The 20207-nt window shown below is 37.3% G+C and carries 12 protein-coding genes; 4 read left to right on the forward strand and 8 right to left on the reverse strand.

All coding sequences use genetic code 11. From position 1 onward, the window contains the following. Positions 1-146: 146 nt before the first annotated feature. The 3 genes from CWC14_RS02525 to CWC14_RS02535 all read right to left on the reverse strand — a co-directional run bounded on the left by CWC14_RS02525 (position 147) and on the right by CWC14_RS02535 (position 5936). Positions 147-3293 carry a DEAD/DEAH box helicase gene (locus tag CWC14_RS02525; RefSeq protein WP_138561088.1) on the reverse strand — a complete coding sequence of 1049 codons (3147 nt, stop codon included), beginning with the start codon at positions 3291-3293 and terminating at the stop codon, positions 147-149. Between the two features lie 426 nt (positions 3294-3719). Continuing rightward, positions 3720-4682: a transcriptional regulator gene (locus CWC14_RS02530; protein ID WP_138561090.1), complete on the reverse strand. Its 963-nt coding sequence runs from the start codon at positions 4680-4682 to the stop codon at positions 3720-3722. A 15-nt stretch (positions 4683-4697) separates the two neighbouring features. Then, positions 4698-5936: an AAA family ATPase gene (locus CWC14_RS02535; RefSeq protein WP_008464468.1), complete on the reverse strand. Its 1239-nt coding sequence runs from the start codon at positions 5934-5936 to the stop codon at positions 4698-4700. A 773-nt stretch (positions 5937-6709) separates the two neighbouring features. Here CWC14_RS02535 and CWC14_RS02540 point away from each other — a divergent pair. Further along, the gene (locus CWC14_RS02540; RefSeq protein WP_013463357.1) at positions 6710-7924 is read left to right on the forward strand and encodes a hypothetical protein; all 1215 of its coding nucleotides are present in this window, start codon (positions 6710-6712) and stop codon (positions 7922-7924) included. A gap of 62 nt (positions 7925-7986) precedes the next feature. Here the strand turns inward: CWC14_RS02540 and CWC14_RS02545 are convergent, their stop codons facing one another. Further along, complete coding sequence (locus tag CWC14_RS02545; RefSeq protein ID WP_008464472.1) at positions 7987-8862, reverse strand: DNA replication terminus site-binding protein; 876 nt, start codon at positions 8860-8862, stop codon at positions 7987-7989. A 588-nt stretch (positions 8863-9450) separates the two neighbouring features. Between CWC14_RS02545 and CWC14_RS02550 the strand changes: the two genes are divergently transcribed. Further along, complete coding sequence (locus tag CWC14_RS02550; protein WP_024602472.1) at positions 9451-10800, forward strand: class II 3-deoxy-7-phosphoheptulonate synthase; 1350 nt, start codon at positions 9451-9453, stop codon at positions 10798-10800. Positions 10801-10888: 88 nt separating this feature from the next. On the opposite strand, the gene ppsR is transcribed toward CWC14_RS02550, so the two are convergent. After that, positions 10889-11698: a posphoenolpyruvate synthetase regulatory kinase/phosphorylase PpsR gene (gene ppsR, locus CWC14_RS02555; RefSeq protein WP_036955577.1), complete on the reverse strand. Its 810-nt coding sequence runs from the start codon at positions 11696-11698 to the stop codon at positions 10889-10891. 154 nt (positions 11699-11852) lie between these two features. On the opposite strand from ppsR, the gene ppsA reads away from it, so the two are divergent. Further along, complete coding sequence (gene ppsA / locus CWC14_RS02560) at positions 11853-14228, forward strand: phosphoenolpyruvate synthase (RefSeq protein WP_138561092.1); 2376 nt, start codon at positions 11853-11855, stop codon at positions 14226-14228. Positions 14229-14274: 46 nt separating this feature from the next. Here the strand turns inward: ppsA and CWC14_RS02565 are convergent, their stop codons facing one another. Then, positions 14275-14493, reverse strand: coding sequence for a PGPGW domain-containing protein (locus tag CWC14_RS02565; protein WP_138561094.1), 219 nt, complete (start codon positions 14491-14493; stop codon positions 14275-14277). A 144-nt stretch (positions 14494-14637) separates the two neighbouring features. On the opposite strand from CWC14_RS02565, the gene ydiJ reads away from it, so the two are divergent. Then, a complete protein-coding gene (gene ydiJ / locus CWC14_RS02570; protein ID WP_138561096.1) occupies positions 14638-17682 on the forward strand; it encodes a D-2-hydroxyglutarate dehydrogenase YdiJ in 3045 nt (1014 codons plus the stop codon). Between the two features lie 76 nt (positions 17683-17758). Here the strand turns inward: ydiJ and CWC14_RS02575 are convergent, their stop codons facing one another. Together CWC14_RS02575 and CWC14_RS02580 are read right to left on the reverse strand one after the other, a co-directional pair. Continuing rightward, positions 17759-18958: a cation:proton antiporter gene (locus CWC14_RS02575; protein WP_138561098.1), complete on the reverse strand. Its 1200-nt coding sequence runs from the start codon at positions 18956-18958 to the stop codon at positions 17759-17761. Further along, complete coding sequence (locus CWC14_RS02580; RefSeq protein ID WP_138561100.1) at positions 18958-20169, reverse strand: tyrosine-type recombinase/integrase; 1212 nt, start codon at positions 20167-20169, stop codon at positions 18958-18960. Before CWC14_RS02580 ends, CWC14_RS02575 begins: the two co-directional genes overlap by 1 nt. Positions 20170-20207 lie beyond the last annotated feature (38 nt).

Consider the following 20207-nt stretch of genomic DNA (forward strand, 5'->3'; position numbering starts at 1 on the left):
GCTGGCTTAATCATTACTATGTCTAGTAACTACTATATGGGATATCAACATGAAAGCTTGGAGAAACTGCAATTTAACCAAGCATATTAATAGACGCCTACAATTTAAATAAGTTCAAAAACTCGTCATGATTTTTTAAAATTATTTTAGCTTTTAATTAAAGACAGCATTTGTTGTTCGTCAAACTGGGTAAAACTCATTGATTTTTCGGTAAATAATGCATCTACAAGCGCTTGCTTATCTTGCTGCATTTGAAATACTTTTTGTTCAATAGAGTTAGCCATAATTAGTTTATAAACAAACACTGGGTTTGTTTGCCCAATTCGATAAGCACGATCGGTGGCTTGTTTTTCAACGGCTGGGTTCCACCATGGATCAAAATGAATAACGGTGTCGGCTTGGGTTAAATTAAGCCCTGTACCACCGGCTTTTAAGCTAATTAAAAACACGGAAGTGTTACCACTGGTGAATTCGTCTATTACTTTATCGCGATGACGCGTTTGCCCAGTTAGCATACTAAAATTAATATTTAGCTCATTTAAACGCTCGGCAATTAAATCAAGGGCAGAGGTAAACTGGCTAAATATAATCACTTTACGGCCAAGGCTAAGCATTAAAGGTAAGTGACTCGATAACCATTCTAATTTAGCACTGGCTGCCTCAGTTTCAGGTTCAATGAGTTTAGGATGACAACAAATTTGGCGTAACTTTAATAAAGCTTCTAAAAAAGCGAGTTTACTTTTTTGTACGCCTTGCTCGGCAAATAAATCAATCAGTTTTTCTTCAAGCGCACGAGTTATACCTTGGTACATATCTTTTTGTTTAGGTTCAAACTCAAACTCTTTTATAAGTTCGGTTTTTTGCGGTAGCTCTTGAGCCACTTGGGCTTTAGTACGGCGCAAAATAAACGGCATAATTAACGCTTTTAGTTGCTCTGCACGTTCAATGTTGCTTTCGCGTTCAATAGGGCCTTGAAAATGCTGCTTAAAGTGCGCCTGTGAACCTAAAAGCGAGGGCATTGCAAAGTCGAGTAACGACTTTAATTCAAATAAATTGTTTTCAATTGGGGTGCCACTTAAACAAAGCTTAAAGTCGGCATTTAAACGTTTTACCAACCGCGAAACTTGTGCGGTATCGTTTTTAATATACTGGGCTTCATCAAGAATAATGTTTTCAAAATACAGCGGTGAGTAATAAGCAATGTCACGTTTTAATAGCGGATACGTGGTTAAAATACATTGCGCTTGTGCCAAATGCTGCAACGAATCATTTCGGTGTGCACCAAAAATAGTGGTCACTTTTAAGCTTTTTGCGAACTTGGTAATTTCGTTTTGCCAATTACTCACTAAACTTGTAGGGCACACAATAAGCGTAGGTCCTGCTTGCGGTGTATTGTATGAGCTTGCTAAGTAGGCAATCACTTGTAACGTTTTACCCAAGCCCATATCATCCGCTAAAATCCCACCTAACTGATTACGCTTTAAAAAGTTAAGCCAAGCCACGCCTTCTTGCTGATACTCTCTTAATACTACAGAATCGTGTAAGCCATGAATGGCAGTGTTAGGTGATAGCAGTGCATCGTTATTTAGTTCATCAAGGTAACGCTCTAATGACGGGTCATGTAGCTCTACATTAATAGCTGTGTGCTGAACTAATTCAGGTAAGTATGAAAGCGGAATGTTAAATTCGTCACGGGTTTTAATAAATTCAAACCGCAGTTTAAACTCAATTAATAAATTAAACGCTGCTTTATCAATAACCCCAAATTGACGGCCAACAGGGTAGTAATAAAATAATTCACTTTGACGGTTTAACGATTCATAAAGTTTATTATTTACATTTAATAGGGTAGCTACTTTGGTATCGTTTAGCATTACTTTACTATGCATTTGATGACCTGCAGCTCTGTTTACATGCAATGAGATTTGGCTTTTAGTATCAGCAACATTAACTTTGCTCATTGATACTTGCCAACCGCGTTGTTTAAAGCTGGGCAGTACCTCGTGAACTAGCCAATGTAAGTGAATAGCCGATTCCTGACTAAAAATAAACTCGCTGTGTAAACCCCCTTTACAAAAATCGAAGCCTAAGTTGACTAACTCATTGGTAACGGTGTTTTCAAAGGCGCTATTAATTAACTTTGCAGGCGCGGTGCCCGCTAAATAGTTTTTATTTTTATACTTAAACGATAACGAAATAGCCATTACTGAGCCCGACATGCTGACTTTAAGTATGGCATTACTCAACGACTTAACAGGCGTGCTTGGTGCATTAGTCGGGTGGGGAATAACACCTACACCAAAGTTATCAGCAAGCTGCTTATAAATTCGGTCAAAGTTTGTATCGTGCAGCGCCGGTATAGTTTGTAAGTGCGCAATTTCATCAGCACTGAGGGGCGTGCGAATACGGCCTAACTTATATTTATCTAAATCTAAATAGATAGGCGGCGTTGTTTTAATTAACGCCCAATTAGGAATTTGATCAAGATGAATTTTTAACTGGGTTACCTCTTTTTGTTTTTCCCAAACAAAGTTAAGAGGTAAACCAGGTTGCGCTTTAATAGGTACTCGAGAGCGTTGTAAAAATAATCTGTCTGTGGCTAGTAATTGCTGCAGCGCATTAAAACCCCATTGACCTTTAAGCTCAATATTACCGACCGCATTTTGCGATCGGATCCAGCTATATAATCTAAAATCACTTTCGAGCAAATCGCTAGGGGTTACAAAACTATTAAGCTGTTGCTCAGTTAAATTTCGCCCAAGTGCATAATTATTATTTTTATCGTAGTTGGCAATTTTAGGGGTTAAAAATACTTTGTTGTTTTCTATGTCTAATACAAACAGTAATACTTGCGAGGGTTGAGCTTGGTCGGTGTTTTTAAGTGCGCTTAGTTCACTAAACCAATCATTAATAAAATAATCTTCACCGTACTCACCAGAATGCTCAATTTTAAGCTTTAACAAAATAGCGGCCAAATGGCGGCATTTAGTTTTAACATTACAGGTACAGTGGGTATCGACCGAATAACCAGTTGGTAATTTACTGATCTCAATACGTTGGTTGAACGCGATTCCTTTATCACCTTGCACCGTAGAGTCAACCACAGAAAAATCTGCATTATGTTCTAACCAACTGATTTGGCCGTTTTTATAGTACGATTTTCCTTTGGCCAACACCGCGGGTTTAAATAATTTTTTTATGAATCGCTCAGAAAGAGGAAACTGGGTAGCCTGCTCATTTTTAATTTCTTCAAAAATAGCCATTAAATCATTTTTTGATAAGTTAGCAGACATGTCACTCAAAGTATTAAAATTTAAAAACAATTTTTCCAGTATATGCCTTATCAGCGCTGAGCTAAAGCAATATTATTTTTAAAATAAACTGGTTGGATCTGATTGGTTAGTAAAAAATTGGTTTATAGCGAATTGGCGATCATTGTTTAATTTTGCTCACTAAAAAAGCACGTTTAAATTACAAAAGAAAAACAATTAATTAACTTTAAAAGGAGATTTAGTTAGGCTTAGATCAGGTTTTTACTAACAAGGTGAAAAATGGCATTAAAAGGAGGTGTTTAGTTAGTAAAAATATGATCCTTGATGGTTTAAGCCATGTTTTTAGCCTTTTTATGCCACTAAAGATCAGATTTTTACCAACTAAAAAAGAGGTTTAGATCATGTTTTAACTAACCCAACCCCTTTTACAGATCACGATATTACTAACTAATTAAAGGCACTTAATAACTTAGTAAGTTGCTCTAAGCGCTTGTCTGTCATCACTTTATTATTTATTTTAATTGAAACGTCACCACTTTTAAGGTTACGTTGCACACTAATAAAGTCATTTTCTAAAACCGCTTCACGTTTTGATGCTGTTTTAGGCTCTGCAGTTAGATATTTAGTAATTAGCATAGCGCGCTTGTCGTCGGCTTCTAAGGCGTTAATTTCATCATTGCTGGCAAGTGCAACAACTAACTCGTTAAATGCTTCCTCATCGCGCTCCTTTGCGTTAATCAGCTTTTTAGCAACTTCTCTACCAACATGATTAGCTGTTGGGTAAAGGGCTATAACATCTGCAGATATTTGCTCATACGCTTTTATCGCATCAGCAATCGCTGTATGCGATACCCCTTCAATAACAGCAATTTCACGGTACGAGCCTTTTTTGCCTTGTTGAATAAGATCGTTTCTAGTTTGCTGATACGCTTGACCCAACTCCCAAAGACTAGGGGCAATGTATTGATCTGATGAAACCGCAAGTACTTTGGCATCTTGCTCGCTAAAGTCACTAGAACTCAATACGAGGTAGTCTGCGCCACCTAAAATACAGGCTTTACGACGTCTAGAGCCAGCTAATACAAGGCTCATATCACCTTGCTCCCATAATAGAGCAGGGTGCTGATTACGGCCATCTTTTTTAATAGCAGGAAGAATATCTGCGACTGACTTTTCGTTTAAAAGCGCTTGTACGCGACGATTTTTACCATAAACTTGGGTCGATTTTTCAATCTCGTTGTGAGCAATCACTTTACAAACAAGCGTTATTTCCCGGTTAGGATCACTGGGAGCAGGCATACGAATAACATCGCCTGCATTGGCTTGCTCTAAAAGAGCATCTAAGCTGCTACTGCCAACAGCGGTTGCAAAGGGATCTAAGCGGGTGTCATTTTTACGTTTTTTAGCCATTTTTAGTCAACATCCTTACTTAGGCGTATTTAATTTAGATTGAGTGGATTGCCAATTAGAACGAATTAGCATTTCGAGTTCATCCACTACATCTTTGATATTTTCTTGTGCGCGCATTAATGACTCTCTACTTGCTAAGCTGTCAGATGCTTTTTGGTCAAAGATAGTATTGAACGACGATGAACTGGCGGTAATTGCTGAACTATGATTAATAGGATAGCTCATTACTTGGCGACCAAAAGCACTACGCACATCTTTAACTATGTCGCGTTGTGAGTGATTGCCTTTCACATAATTAGTAACTAAAAATTGCATGAAATCCCAACCATCATGGCCAAGAGCGGCAACGGTATGATAAATCTCACCTAAACGTTTTAAATATTTATTATTTGCATCAAAGTCTACCGCTTCAGGGTGAACCGGAATTAGCATCGCCGTTGAAGCCATTAATGCATTGTAAAACATAAAGTTAAGCGTTGGCGCTGTATCAATTAAAAGAATGTCAAACTCATCTTTTACCGGATTTATTACTCGTTCTAGTAGTTTGTGGTAATGGCGTGTTTGCTCATAATTGGAGGTGTCTTTGAGTAATGTTGCTGTTTCGTGCTCAAAATAAAAGTCATCCATACCTGATGGTAAAACACGAATATTAGGAATATGTGTTGGTAAAAAAGAGTTAGACACAAATTCAGGCCATGTTTCACCTTCATCAAGGTCAATGCAATCACGCATCAAATCACCAACGGTAATTGGATCGGGCTCTGAAGATGGGAAAAAGCTTGATGATGACCCTTGAGGATCTAAATCAATTATACCGATACGGTAACGTTTAATGTTAGTGGTAGCGAGTGCAGCAGCAATGTTAACCATGCTTGTTGTTTTACCACAACCACCTTTTAATGAATTAATAACAATAACTTGGAGTTTGTCTGTTGATGCGCGGTGATCAGGCTGTATGTCCATAATATCAGCCATAGCAAAAATATTAACTAAGGTGTAGGCATAGTGGCCGTTTGCACCGCGTTTTATATTTAAATCGTCAAAGTCGCCATTGTCATGGCGTCTTTTTAAGGTACGATTATTACAGCCAAGTAAATCAGCTGCTGCTTTTTGGGTGTAAGTTCTTAATTCTTTTTCTTCAGATTTAAGATGGGCGCGATAATGTTGGATACGTCCTTCTAGTGATTTTTCAGCAACTTCTGCGGTTGCTTTCAAAAGTCGATAAGTATCTAGCGCGTTTTTATTGATAGACATACTTTATTCCTCAAAGTTAGGCGTTTAGTATAATGTCCATTCAATTAGCTGTAAACAACTATTTAAGGCGACATGTCTTTTAAATACAAGACATATAAAATAATTTTTACACCTTTAAGATTGCTTAGTATAAATAAAGAAGTTTAAATATGGTTAAATATATAAGGTATTAAAGGCTAAGGGTGTAAAATACATATATAACGTAATGATTTATATAAATAATATTAAAAATAGTGGATCAGCATTGTACGTGGTTAAGATCAGATCCTTATCTACTTGCAGATCAGCTTTTTACTAAGCGAATATTTACAATCTAAGTTACGCACAGGTTAAGCACTGAGTTACTCACAAATACCTACCTGTAGATCATATTTTTACTAAGTAAATTATAAAGTTATGCACTAAGCAATAGTGATAATGCATGGTTTAATTAGTATAGATCTGATCTGTAGTAAGTACAGATCAGATCTATGCTAACTCGAACTAAGCTTATCCACAGGGGGTTAAGATTTTTATATAATTTGTCGTGTAAAATATAAAAAAAAACACTTTGTAATGGACAAAATTATTATTTAGTTAGTAAAAATTTGGCTTATCAACACTCAGTTAGTAAAAATGTGATCTGAAAACGCTTGTCTTAAGTTTTCCTTAGTAAAATACTGATCTGAGCATTTTATTTGAAGTCAGATCACTTTTATACTAACTTAAACATTTAACTTTTGTGGCTTTATGTGTTGTTATTAGCTGTCACAATAAAAACGGAAATAAAAACCATGAGCCGAAAGGTCAACATCTCGGTAGATAACTTGCCCGATACACTTAGGGGCCAAATTCACGGGGTGGAAAGTGCGATCGATAACGAAAGCCTAGCACTATTTACAGATAATAAAGATGTGCGAATTTCGATAGAAAATGCAGCCCATGGGTTACGCGCTTACTCTAACACATTTAACCATTATGATCTGTGGGGACGTTTTGTTCGCTCAGGCCACAAAAAACTGCCACTTGAAGAAGCCCCTAAAAAAACCATCATTACGCGTAAGATATCTGAAAAAGTAGATGGTATTTTATATGATGGCGAAATAAAAATAACACCGGCTGTGGTCAGTACTCGTAAAGATGGCGAAGATGTAGAATATTTAGTATGGCCATCAGATAGAGAAGAAAAAGTAGAGCGCGCATTAATTCGCCTAGCTTCAAAAGGTAAAATTGTAAAAATTAATTTTAAGTCCGGTATTCAATATGCCGTTGTGTTTTCTATGAACGAATTAGCACAAGAGCTTAAAGCGGTTGGCCAATCTATGCCATATCCACAAATTAAAGAGTCGCTTGAAGCATTGCAAGGTTCTAAACTTTCTTTTAAATATTCTGCAACGGATACTAAAAATTCTGATATTGATGATTCGTTTTACGAGTCGAATATGAACTTTTTATCGTCTTTGCACTTTAGTGGTAAGAAAGGCCAAGGCGGAAACGTAAAATGTGTTGCGTGTTTAAATGCATTTGTACACAACATGATTGATAACCTTGAATACAAAGGTTATTACTTTAACAGTGCACAAGAATTAAAACGCGGATTATCGCGTTGGATGATGCTGCGTTTATATCATTTATGGCGTTATGCAGCACCAGGAAAAACCTACCATTTTAGATTACTTTCTATTATGGAAAAATATGGCTCTATTTACTCAACGGATGATATTACCGAAAATAAATTAAAAGCACTGCGTCGTGATATGACAACCACGATGAAAGATTTAATTGAAAAAGGAGCAATATCTGAATACAGCATTACCAATGTTAAAGATGATAAAACCGGCAACATAGTCGATTACACTTATGAAATGCACCCGTCTGATCAATTTTGTGATGAGATATTGGCATTAAATAAACACAATAAGCGTATTGAAATACAAGGCGGCAAACGCATTGTTGAAAATGCGGTATTGATTGATGAAGATAAGCTGGAAGAAATTGTAGAAAAGTAATTCTATTTATTTTTACCAACAAATATATTATAGGCCACATAATGTGGCCTTTTTAACATAATTTATTTAGTTACTTGTTCTAAATATAATCGGTCCACTAGAAAATCATATTCGCGTTTTCGGGGATGCGATAAGGGTTTTTGGTAACTCGGTAGTTCGCCAAATTTTACGTCGGGCTGTGGGTTAATTAGTATAAAAGGTAAAGCAGCACTAACATGATAGCGATTTTGTGCAGTGTACCTCACATTAACTTGAGGACTAACTCGAGTAGGGCGTCTAATTCGCAATTTTTCTTTTTCACCCAAACTGGCTACTCGAACCTGTTCTTGTGCAACCAGTGACTGCCATTTTTGCTGATCAATCATTCGCGGGTTTTTATAGCCTGCCGATTTTTCTAACATTTCAAGCGCCATTTTTTTTGTAAGTGTTTTGGTTGCGTGTTTATGCATCCAAGTAAAGCGAACAGAAAAAGGGGATTCAATTTCACTATGAATTTTACGATACGCCGCAAGCGTTATTAAATTTGGCATTGCATTATGCACCGCTTCAAATCGCGCGTCGTTATTATCTATTGCTAAAATACAATTTTTAAAAGCTGCTTTTGCACTATTTACCTGTGCTATGCGATCAATAATGGCTTGTTTATTCGCCTCTTTTATTACTAGCAAACCAGGGTGTCGCTTTAATACTCGGCTGCTTAGCCCTGGCTTTTTATACATATCTGAGAAAGCATTTAAAATTGCCTTATGTGCCAATTCCCCTGTTATTTTTGAAACGCTTATAGACTCAGGGATTATATTTTCTTCAGTACTACTAATCTCAGGTAATTGAAAATACTCTGCTTTAGCAAAGCCAACCTCTTTAAGCTCATCAATTAAGCTAAGTGTTAATTCATTGAGTAAATCAAACTGACTTCTTATTTGTACCTTTGTAACCATTAGCTACCTACCTAGAACACATCTTACTTAGTCACTATTTTCGCAAACAACCTTTTCCTTTGATAGATATTTTTAAATAAAATTCTATTGCTAAGATTTACTATAATTTAATTTTAGTATGATGTGTTCTTTATGGTTTTTTTAAGTACTTTTGCTTCACATATTTTAAAGGAAATAATAGAAGGGGTGAGTTTAGGCACTGAGCTTTGTAGGAAGCGCTAGCATAAATATTTAAAAGCGCATAATTGAGTAGCATTTTTTTTAAAACCACCCGTAAAGTTAAGATTACATATTTCCAATTAAGTATGATGTGTTCCTGCTGCTATCTGTATCACCATCGCTTAGCTGTTAAGCTTCTACTCAAGCCATTATAATGCACACTCTACCTACTTAGATTATTGTTTTTAAATGTTTATTTATTTTTGCTTTATAAACTTGCTCATCAAAAGTAACTCAAAATAGGCTCTTAAATCTTATTAAAATTTACCTAATAACTAAATAATTGGTAAATAGTGTATTTAGTCCTTGAACAAAGCACACTGCATACGTTAATTTCATTACATCAGGTAATAGGAATGAGGAATGAACATGCAATCGTGGAACCCAAATAGCTGGAGAGAATTGCCAATACTGCAGCAACCACAGTACCCAGATCAAGACGTATTAAAGTCGGTAGAAAGCCAGTTGAAAAGTGCACCGCCTTTAGTATTTGCTGAAGAAACAAGAAGTTTATTTAAACAACTTGAAGACGTATGCGAAGGCCGTGCCTTTTTACTTCAAGGTGGAGATTGTGCAGAATCGTTTAGCGACTTTAATGCCGCTAATATTCGCGATACATTTAAAACCATCTTACAAATGGCTGTAGTATTAACCTATGGTGGAAAGTGCCCGGTTGTTAAAATTGCACGTATGGCAGGTCAATACGCTAAGCCGCGTTCAGCCGACTTAGAAACAATAGACGGCGTTTCGTTGCCATCTTACCGTGGTGATATAGTAAATAACTTTGAGTTTACTGAAGAAGCACGTATTCCAGACCCTCAACGTTTAATGACTGCATATCATCACAGTGCGGCAACGCTAAATTTGCTACGCGCTTTTGCACAAGGTGGACTTGCCGACTTACATCAAGTTAACCGTTGGAACATGGGCTTTGTTGCTGCTAATCCACAAAAAGCAAAATACCAACAACTTGCAGACAAAATTCAAGACGCGTTAGAATTTATGGAAGTGTGTGGTATTAATTCAACTATAGCGCCAAGCTTAAAAGAAACTGATTTATACACGTCACACGAAGCGTTATTACTAGGCTACGAAGAAGCATTAACACGTAGAGACCATTTATCAGGTGACTGGTACGATTGTTCAGCACACTTTGTTTGGATTGGTGAACGTACTCGCCAGCTAGACCATGCTCATATTGAATTTTTTAAAGGTATTAAAAACCCAATTGGCGTTAAAGTTGGGCCAGGTATGGACCCAGACGAGCTTATCCGTTTAATCGATGCGCTTAACCCGGATAATATCCCAGGCCGATTAACACTTATCACGCGAATGGGTGCGGATGTATTACCAGAGAAGTTACCTGCGCTGGTGCGTAAGGTACAGCAAGAAGGTCGCAAAGTAATTTGGAGCTCAGATCCAATGCATGGCAATACTGAAAAAGCCAGCTCAGGTTACAAAACGCGTAGCTTTGATAATATCATGCGCGAAATTAGCCAATTCTTTGCTGTTCATAAAGCAGAGGGTTCTTACGCAGGCGGTGTTCATTTAGAAATGACCGGCCAACATGTAACAGAGTGTACCGGCGGTGCATACGGTTTATCTGACGATGACCTTGCTCAGCGCTACAAAACACAATGTGACCCACGCTTAAATGCTGATCAAGTATTAGAGCTTGGATTTTTAGTAGCTGATTTACTAAAAGATGCGCGTAAATAATACCCGTTCATAAATACCAAAGCCGCTTTTATTTAGCGGCTTTTTTGTGTTTAACTGTGATTACGCGCTTAAATCACACATTAGTTTGTTAGTACTTACGACGCTCAAGGCCTGTATCAGAAATGATTTTTGCTGAAATTTCTTCAACAGAATGATGAGTAGAATTTAAATGTGCAATTTTATTTTTTTTATACAGCATTTCAACTTCGCGCACTTCAATACGACACTGTCTGATTGATGCGTATTTTGAATTTGCCATGCGTCTGTCCCTTATTGCAGCCAATCGCTCTGGATCAATGGTTAAGCCAAACAGTTTGTGCTTATAAGGCACTAAGCATTTTGGTAAACCTTCGCTTTCTAAGTCGTCTTCAGTGATCGGGTAATTGGCTGCTTTAATGCCATACTGCAACGCTAAATAAAGACTAGTGGGTGTTTTACCACTTCGACTAACGCCAACTAAAATAATGTCAGCCTCCGCAAAGTTTTTAATGTTGCCGCCATCATCATTCATCAACGCATAATTAACGGCATCAATTCTAAAATCATAACTTTTTTCATGAATAGAGTGTGTTCTGTGTACTTTTGGTACTGGCGCCACGTTTAATTCTTTTTCAATTTTTTCACTATAGGTACTTAAAAAGTCGTATGAAACTGCATCCGCTGAGCGAATAATCTCAGACAATTTATGATTCACAAAAGTAAAAAACACCAAAGGCTTTTCACCTTGCTTAGATGACGTGGCGTTAATAAGCGCTTTTATTTCATGCGCTTTTTCTTCAGTTTCTACAAAAGGGATTGTTTTATGATTAAATTCGACAGGGAATAAAGATAAAGTCGCATGACCAAACACTTCAGATGTGATTGCTGTGCCATCTGAAATATAAAACGCAGTTCTCATAAAGCCTCTTTTTTATTACATTTAATTTTAAAATCAGTGTATCACGGTTTACGTGGGGACGTTTGCCAGTGTAGAATGGTGGCGACCTTTATAAAAGGTTTTCTTTCTTAACTCTCACAGTTACTACTACAATTTGTTTTTTGGAGAAAGATCCGTGCAAGAATACGTTCTCTGGTATCAAGAGCTTGGTATGCAAGATGTTCCTCGAGTTGGCGGTAAAAATGCGTCACTTGGTGAAATGATTTCAAACTTAGCTAACGCAGGTGTGCAAGTCCCAGGTGGTTTTGCTACTACCTCAGACGCTTTTAACGAGTTTTTAGAACAATCAGGACTCAACGCAAAAATTCATGACATTTTAGATACTCTTGATGTTGATGATGTAAACACACTCGCCAAAGTCGGCGCCGATATCCGCCAGTGGATTATCGATACCCCATTCCAACCTAGTCTAGACAAAGCAATCCGCGACGCATACAGCCAGCTACATGGCGACACAACTGCAGATGTTTCATTCGCTGTTCGTTCATCAGCAACCGCTGAAGATATGCCAGATGCCTCTTTTGCAGGCCAACAAGAAACGTTTTTAAACGTTGTTGGTATAGATTCTGTAATGACTGCTATTAAACACGTATTCGCTTCGTTATTTAACGACCGTGCAATTTCTTATCGTGTTCACCAAGGCTACGATCACCGTGGTGTTGCCTTATCAGCAGGTATTCAACGCATGGTTCGCTCAGATAAATCAGCATCAGGCGTTATGTTTAGTATTGATACTGAATCTGGTTTTGAAGATGTTGTATTTATTACATCAAGCTATGGTTTGGGTGAAATGGTTGTACAGGGTGCGGTAAATCCTGATGAATTTTATGTTCATAAACCAACGCTGCTTAAAAACAAGCCATCAGTAGTTCGTCGTAATATTGGCTCTAAAGCCATTCAAATGATTTACTCACAAGACAAAGCTCACGGCAAACAAGTAGAAATTGTTGACGTAGATCCAGCGCTTTCAAACAAATTCTCGATTACAGATGAAGAAGTGCAAAACCTTGCCAAACAAGCTGTAATCATTGAAAAACATTACGGTCGTCCAATGGACATCGAATGGGCAAAAGATGGTAACGATGGCAAACTATATATAGTTCAAGCGCGTCCAGAAACCGTTCGTTCAAACGAAGACACTAACGTAATGGAACGCTTCCAACTGAATGGCAGCAGCAATGTTGTTGTTGAAGGCCGTGCAATTGGTCATAAAATTGGTAGTGGTGTTGTGCGTGTACTTGATTCAATCAAAGAGATGGACCAAGTACAAGTAGGTGATATTTTAGTTACCGATATGACCGACCCAGATTGGGAACCTATCATGAAACGCGCAGCTGCGATTGTTACAAATCGTGGTGGTCGTACATGCCATGCTGCAATTATTGCACGTGAGTTAGGTATTCCAGCCGTTGTTGGTTGTGGTAATGCAACAGATTTAATTAAAGCTGGTCAAGAAGTTACCGTATCATGTGCCGAAGGCGATACTGGTTTCATCTATGAAGGTATTTTAGACTTTGAAGTACTTACTTCACGTGTTGACGAAATGCCTGAACTGCCAATGAAAGTAATGATGAACGTAGGTAACCCGGATCGCGCATTCGATTTTGCACGTTTACCACATTCAGGTGTTGGCCTTGCGCGCGTTGAGTTTATCATCAACCGTATGATTGGTGTTCACCCTAAAGCGTTATTAAATTTTGATGCACAAACAGATGCATTAAAAGCAGAAATCACAGACATGATTGCCGGTTACGAATCACCTGTTGAATTCTATATTGGTAAACTAGTTGAAGGTATTTCTACCCTAGGTTGCGCGTTTGCTCCAGAGCGTGTAATTGTGCGTATGTCTGATTTTAAATCAAACGAATACGCAAACTTAGTGGGCGGCCAGCAATACGAGCCAGAAGAAGAAAACCCAATGATTGGTTTCCGTGGTGCTGCGCGTTATATTTCTGAAGATTTCCGTGATTGTTTTGCCCTTGAGTGTGAAGCAATAAAACGTGTTAGAAATACCATGGATATGACTAACATCGAAATCATGATCCCATTCGTACGTACCCTTGAAGAAGGTAAACGCGTTATAGAATTACTTGAAGAACATGGCCTTAAACGTGGCGAAAATGGTCTTAAAGTAATTATGATGTGTGAACTTCCGTCAAATGCATTAATGGCTGAAGAATTTTTAGAATACTTCGATGGTTTCTCTATCGGCTCTAATGATTTAACGCAGTTAACGCTTGGTCTTGACCGTGATTCAGGTTTAATTGCGCACTTATTTGATGAGCGCGACCCTGCAATCAAAAAGCTTCTTTCGATGGCTATTAGAACAGCAAAAGAAAAAGGTAAGTATGTAGGTATTTGTGGCCAAGGTCCTTCAGATCATGAAGATTTTGCTGCATGGTTAGTAGAGCAGGGTATTGACTCTGTTTCGCTAAACCCAGATACAGTACTAGAAACATGGTTATATTTAGCTGATAAACTCGCTAAATAAATTACCTTGTAAAAAAGTGCCAGCATTTGCTGGCATTTTTTATGGCTTAAAATTTGTGTTTTACTAATTTTTTATCTAAATAGGCACATGAACGAGTAAGCGCTTTTTGACACCAAGCTAAATAACCTCTCGCTTTTGGGTAATACATAGAAAAGCACAGTAAACCTACAATAAAAAATATTAACGAAGGCCCTGGTACTACAGCAAACAATAATCCGAGTAAAATAAACACTGTTCCGCTGATCTGCATTAGTAGTTTTTTCATATAAACCTCATAGTAGGCGTTTAATTTGATTATAATTGCAGCTGCTCATATTACGATTAAAAGAGTGTTACAAACTGTAAAATCTTCAATTTCTATTAGCCATCACCATGATATAATTACACAAATGCATTAAAAAGCGCCGCCATGATAGCAACGATTACACAACAAGATGCCGCGACCGAATTGGTTGCAAATTACTTAAATACCATAAAAAATCAAGGGTTTACTGGAGATACAGACGCCAGTTATGCAACGAGGCTGACTGCATCAACCGATAACAGTATTTACCAGCAGCTTCCACAAGGTGTTATTTTTCCAAAAAGCGAAAAAGACATTCAAATTGCCTTACAAACTGCATCTCATGACCCGTTTTTGTCGTTAACTTTTGGTCCTCGCGGTGGCGGCACAGGCACTAACGGACAATCTTTAACCCCAGGTATTGTAGTTGATTTATCACGTTACATGCGTGAAATCCTCGAAATAAATGTAGAAGAAGGTTGGGTACGAGTTCAAACCGGTGTGATAAAAGATCAACTTAACGACTTTTTAAAACCGTATGGATTTTTCTTTTCACCCGATTTATCTACCAGTAACCGCGCTACTATTGGCGGCATGATCAGTACTGATGCATCGGGGCAAGGCTCCTTAGTTTATGGCAAAACCAGCGACCATGTTTTAGGGCTAACCACCTATTTAGTTGATGGCACAGCAATGTCTACCAGCCCAATAGACATTGAAAAAGCAAAAATAATTGCCGATCAGGACACATTAATTGGTCAAATATACAAAACAGTTTTAGATATTTCAATTAATGAACGCGACGCTATATTAGCCAAATTCCCACGATTAAATCGCTTCTTAACTGGGTATGACCTAGAGCATGTACTAAGTGAAGACTTACAAACTTTTGATATGAGTCGACTAATTACAGGTTCTGAAGGCTCATTAGGTATAGTTACTGAGGCGAAATTAAACCTAACACCCATTGCTGAGTTTAAAACACTCATCAATATAAAATATGACAGTTTTGATTCTGCACTTCGCCATTCACCATTTTTGGTTGATGCCCGTGCGACCTCGGTTGAAACCGTTGACAGCAAAGTATTAAATCTTGCCCGCGAAGATATTATTTGGCATTCAGTATCGGACTTAATAACCGATGTACCAAATAAAAATATGCAAGGACTCAACATGGTTGAGTTTAATGCCGTATCACCAGAAGACATAAAAGACAAGGTAGACACATTATGTAAATTATTAGATGAGTGTGTAGCTAACCAAACTAATGGCGTTATTGGCTATCAGTTAACCAGTGATAAAAGCGATATACTGAAAATTTATGCAATGCGTAAAAAATCTGTGGGTTTACTCGGTAATGTAAAAGGCAGCCAAAAACCTCTCGCGTTTGCCGAAGATACCGCCGTACCGCCTGAAAATTTAGCCGATTACATTGTTGAATTTAGAGCGCTACTCGATAGCCATAATTTACAATATGGTATGTTTGGCCATGTAGATGCCGGTGTATTACATGTTAGACCCGCGCTTGATATGTGCGATCCAGAACAAGAAAAATTACTGCGTACTATTTCAGACGAAGTAGTAAAACTCACCGCAAAATACGGTGGATTAATGTGGGGCGAGCATGGCAAAGGCTACCGAAGTGAATACGGCCCTGAATTTTTTGGTGAGCATTTATTTACTCAATTACGCAAAATAAAATCTGTATTTGACCCAAACAACAAAATAAACCCTGGTAAAATATGCACGCCTATTGAAAGTAAAGACTCACTAGTTAGTGTTGATGGGCAGAAACGTTCTTACTTCGATAAGCAAATCTCTATTGATGTTAAAACCAGTTTTAATAATGCAATGACCTGTAATGGTAACGGCTTGTGTTTTAATTATGATGAAAACTCGCCAATGTGCCCATCTTATAAAGTGACCGGCGATCGCCGTAATTCACCTAAAGGTCGAGCAGGGCTCATGCGTGAATGGTTACGACTTCAAGAGTCAAAAGATGTTAATTTGCTTGAAGTAGAAAAAGAGCTAAACAAAGGTGAAGTGATCACCTGGTGGGAACGTTTTGTTCATAGCCGTGAAAAAAATAAAGGCGTTTACGATTTTTCGCATGAAGTAAAAGCCTCAATGGATGAATGTTTAGCATGTAAAGCGTGTACCACCGCTTGCCCAATAAAGGTAGATGTACCAACTTTTCGAGCTCGTTTTTTAAATTATTATCATAGTTATTATGCGCGCCCACTTAAAGATTATTTAGTGGCTAATATCGAATACTGCGCACCATTAATGGCAAAATTTGCGAGGGTTATAAACCCAATTGTTAAAACGTCATTAGTCAGTAGCCTGATTAAAAAAACAGTAGGCTATGTTGATACCCCACAGCTAAGTATTCCAGCACTCAACAAACGTGTAAACAAAGCGCAAAGATTTAATTTAGAATTACTTAAAAAATTAAGCGCCGATGAGCAAAATGATTATGTGCTCATTGTTCAAGATCCATTCACTAGTTTTTATGAAGCAGAATTAGTTGAGAGTTTTATTACACTAATTACTCAGCTTGGAAAAAAACCAATGCTGTTACCTTTTAAACCCAATGGTAAACCTCAGCACGTGAAAGGTTTTTTACATGAATTTAAGCTAACGGCAAAAAGTGCTGCAGAGTTTTTAAATCAGCTTAATGATATTAATGCGCCGTTAGTTGGTTTAGATGCGTCGTTAGTGATGTGTTATCGCGATGAGTATAATACAATTTTAGAAAGTAACCGTGGCGATTTTAATGTGCAACTTGCGCATGAATGGTTAGAAACACAATCGTTCAGTGCTTTAAAAGCTAAACAAATAAATACTGAATTTACCTTATTAAGTCACTGTACCGAAACGACTGCATTACCAAAAGCAGCAAGTGTGTGGAAAAATATTTTTGATGAACTTGGTTTAACATTAAACACCACAAATACTGGGTGTTGTGGTATGGCCGGCACTTATGGTCATGAAGCACAAAACCAAGCTAACTCCAAAGCACTTTATGAAATTAGTTGGAAACCTATCGTTGATAAAAATAAACCTGAGCAACTTTTATCAACTGGCTTTTCATGTCGTAGCCAAGTAAAACGTTATGAAAAATTCAAGCCTAAGCATCCAATAGAGTTACTGGCAAAAGTACTTAGTTAATAATTTAATTAAGTTAGCTGTAAAATAAAAAGGCGCAACTTATTATTAAGTTACGCCTTTTTATTTTTGTTTATATTTATTTAGTTTTTTTAGCAAAACTGTCTGCAATGGGTTTTGTACTAATACCATGTATAAATACACTAAATAAAATTGTAGTCATAGCAATGGTCGCAATTTGAAATTTATTTTCTATTTGTGTATCAATAACCATTAAAGTAAAAACAATCGAAGCCAATCCTCGCGGCCCAAACCAAGCAAACGTTAAACGCTCTTTTATTTTTAATGACGTAAATTGCAGTGACAACATAACAGGAATTATTCTGATCAGTGTTGTACTAAGTAGCGCATAAATCATTATTTCAGTATTTAATTTCGGGATTACTAAATAAGCACAAACAAAACCGAATAAACACCAAATCATTAAAGAGGAAAAGTCAGCTATATGCTCTGAGTCTTCAATCAGCTCTTTGTTTATTTTGGTGCTCGCGTATTTATCAAATAAAAGCCCCGCTACAAATACGGCAATAAATCCACTGCCATGAAAATATTGCGTAAGTGAAAATACAGCCATAGCAAAACCCAATAGTAAAAACGGACTAGTGTTTTGGGCAAAGTAATGTCGCTTCATTGCAAAGTTTAAACACGGAATAAAAACAGCAATACTTGCGAATGCAATTAATAATGCAACTCCCAACTCTCTACCAAATACACTTAACGTTTGTGTTGCAGTAATTGAGGATTCAGGATTTTTTGCAAGCAGAATAAATATTAAAAATATAGGCACACATAAGCCATCGTTTAAGCCACTTTCAGTATTAATACCTTCTCTTATTTTTTCAGGCACTTTTGTATTACTTAATAACCCCTTACTTAACGCCGCATCGGTTGGGGTTAATATAATTGCGATAAGTGCTGCTTGAATTAATGAAAGCTCAGCAAATAAAAATAACGCGGTAGCAATCCCGAGTAATAGAGTTAATGGTAAGGCAACAAATAAAAGTAAACTAGGATATTGAAAACTATGCCTTAATACTCCTAATTTTGACTTTGCTGCATCGGTAAATAAAAAGATACTGAGCGTTAATTCTATAAAGGGCAGTAAAAACCGTAAGCCATTATTAAAATTTTCACTTTCGTTCGGAGCTATCAATGCTAGCAGTATCCCCCCTATAACAAAAAACATCGGCCCAGTAATTTCTGTTTTTTCTAATTGGCGTAGTGTTATAGAATAAATTAAAAATAATGCACCAATAAAAGCAATAATTAAGTATTCCATTAAATCTTCCTTTTTATTCCAGACTTTGCCCGTTCTTTAATATTTGTTTGAATATATATTTGATCAGTTGTGGCTATTTTTGCGTGACCTAAGTCTTCAGATAAATGTTTTAAAGGGCGAGTTTGTGCGTCATGCGTTGCACCGGTATGTCGAAGCCAATGTGCAGTGGCCGCTTCTAATTGTTCCGCGTCATCTTTAAACCCATCATCAAGTAATGACTGCTGAGCAATATCAAAACTTTGTTGTACTAAACGTCGAATTTGTCTTACTGTCATACCACCTTGGCCTCGAATTTTATGCACTAACGGGTCGGATTCGTCAACCCGGGGCAGGGCAGGTAAACCACGGTATAACCGGTAGCGTTTTAAATACTCAAGAAAATCATCACTTAAAGTTACATCTCGTAATTTATTACCCTTACCCATTATACGTAAAAACCAAAAGCCATCGTTATCTTGCCAAAAATGAGACATAACAGGTGACCATTGTGGACGCTCTGATAATTCTGATATACGTAAATATAATCCTTTTAAACAGGCGAGGGTAAAAAGGTTTCTTTCATACTCTGGTTTTTGTTCACACAGATCACGTGTTACACCAAATACGTATTCCCATTGAATATCGCTCAATGTATCGGGAATTTGAATCTGCGATTGCACTACTAAATAAGGGCTATTTTTTTTAACTACAGGTACAAAGTTAGCGAAGGTTTTTTCTTCTAAAATAGCGAACTTGTAAAATACATTAAGTGCAGTAAACATTGCGGATAATGTTTGCTGACTCGCAATAGATTCTTTTTGCATAAAAGGGCGCCAATTTTGGTTTAACCTACGTACTCCTTGCTCATCTTTATAGCGCCACTGCACCGAAGTTGATGCCCACTTTTTATCCGGCTCGACCATAAAATCAACATAGGCTTCAATATCTTCACGCTTAAGTTCAAATACAGATTTTTCAGCTATAAGCCATGACCATAAATAAAAACGTTCCAACTCATTACGAAAACGACTATAGGTTGCTTCTGATTTTCGGCCATAAACATATAAAAACTGGTATAAAAAGTTAAGATCGGCCTTTGATTCAGTTACGGTCAAGCTGACTTGCTGTATAAAAGAGGCTAGTTCTGGATATTCTGATTGGAGTGTATTATCTTCAAGGTGAGCTATTTGATAACGTAATTGTTTTAATGTATCGACCAGAGCAACAAGCATAATAGTAAAATATATAAGAAAATAATAGACTTATAGAT

The organism is Pseudoalteromonas sp. S3260, from assembly GCF_005886925.1.
In the GTDB taxonomy this organism is placed as follows: Bacteria; Pseudomonadota; Gammaproteobacteria; order Enterobacterales; family Alteromonadaceae; genus Pseudoalteromonas; species Pseudoalteromonas tetraodonis.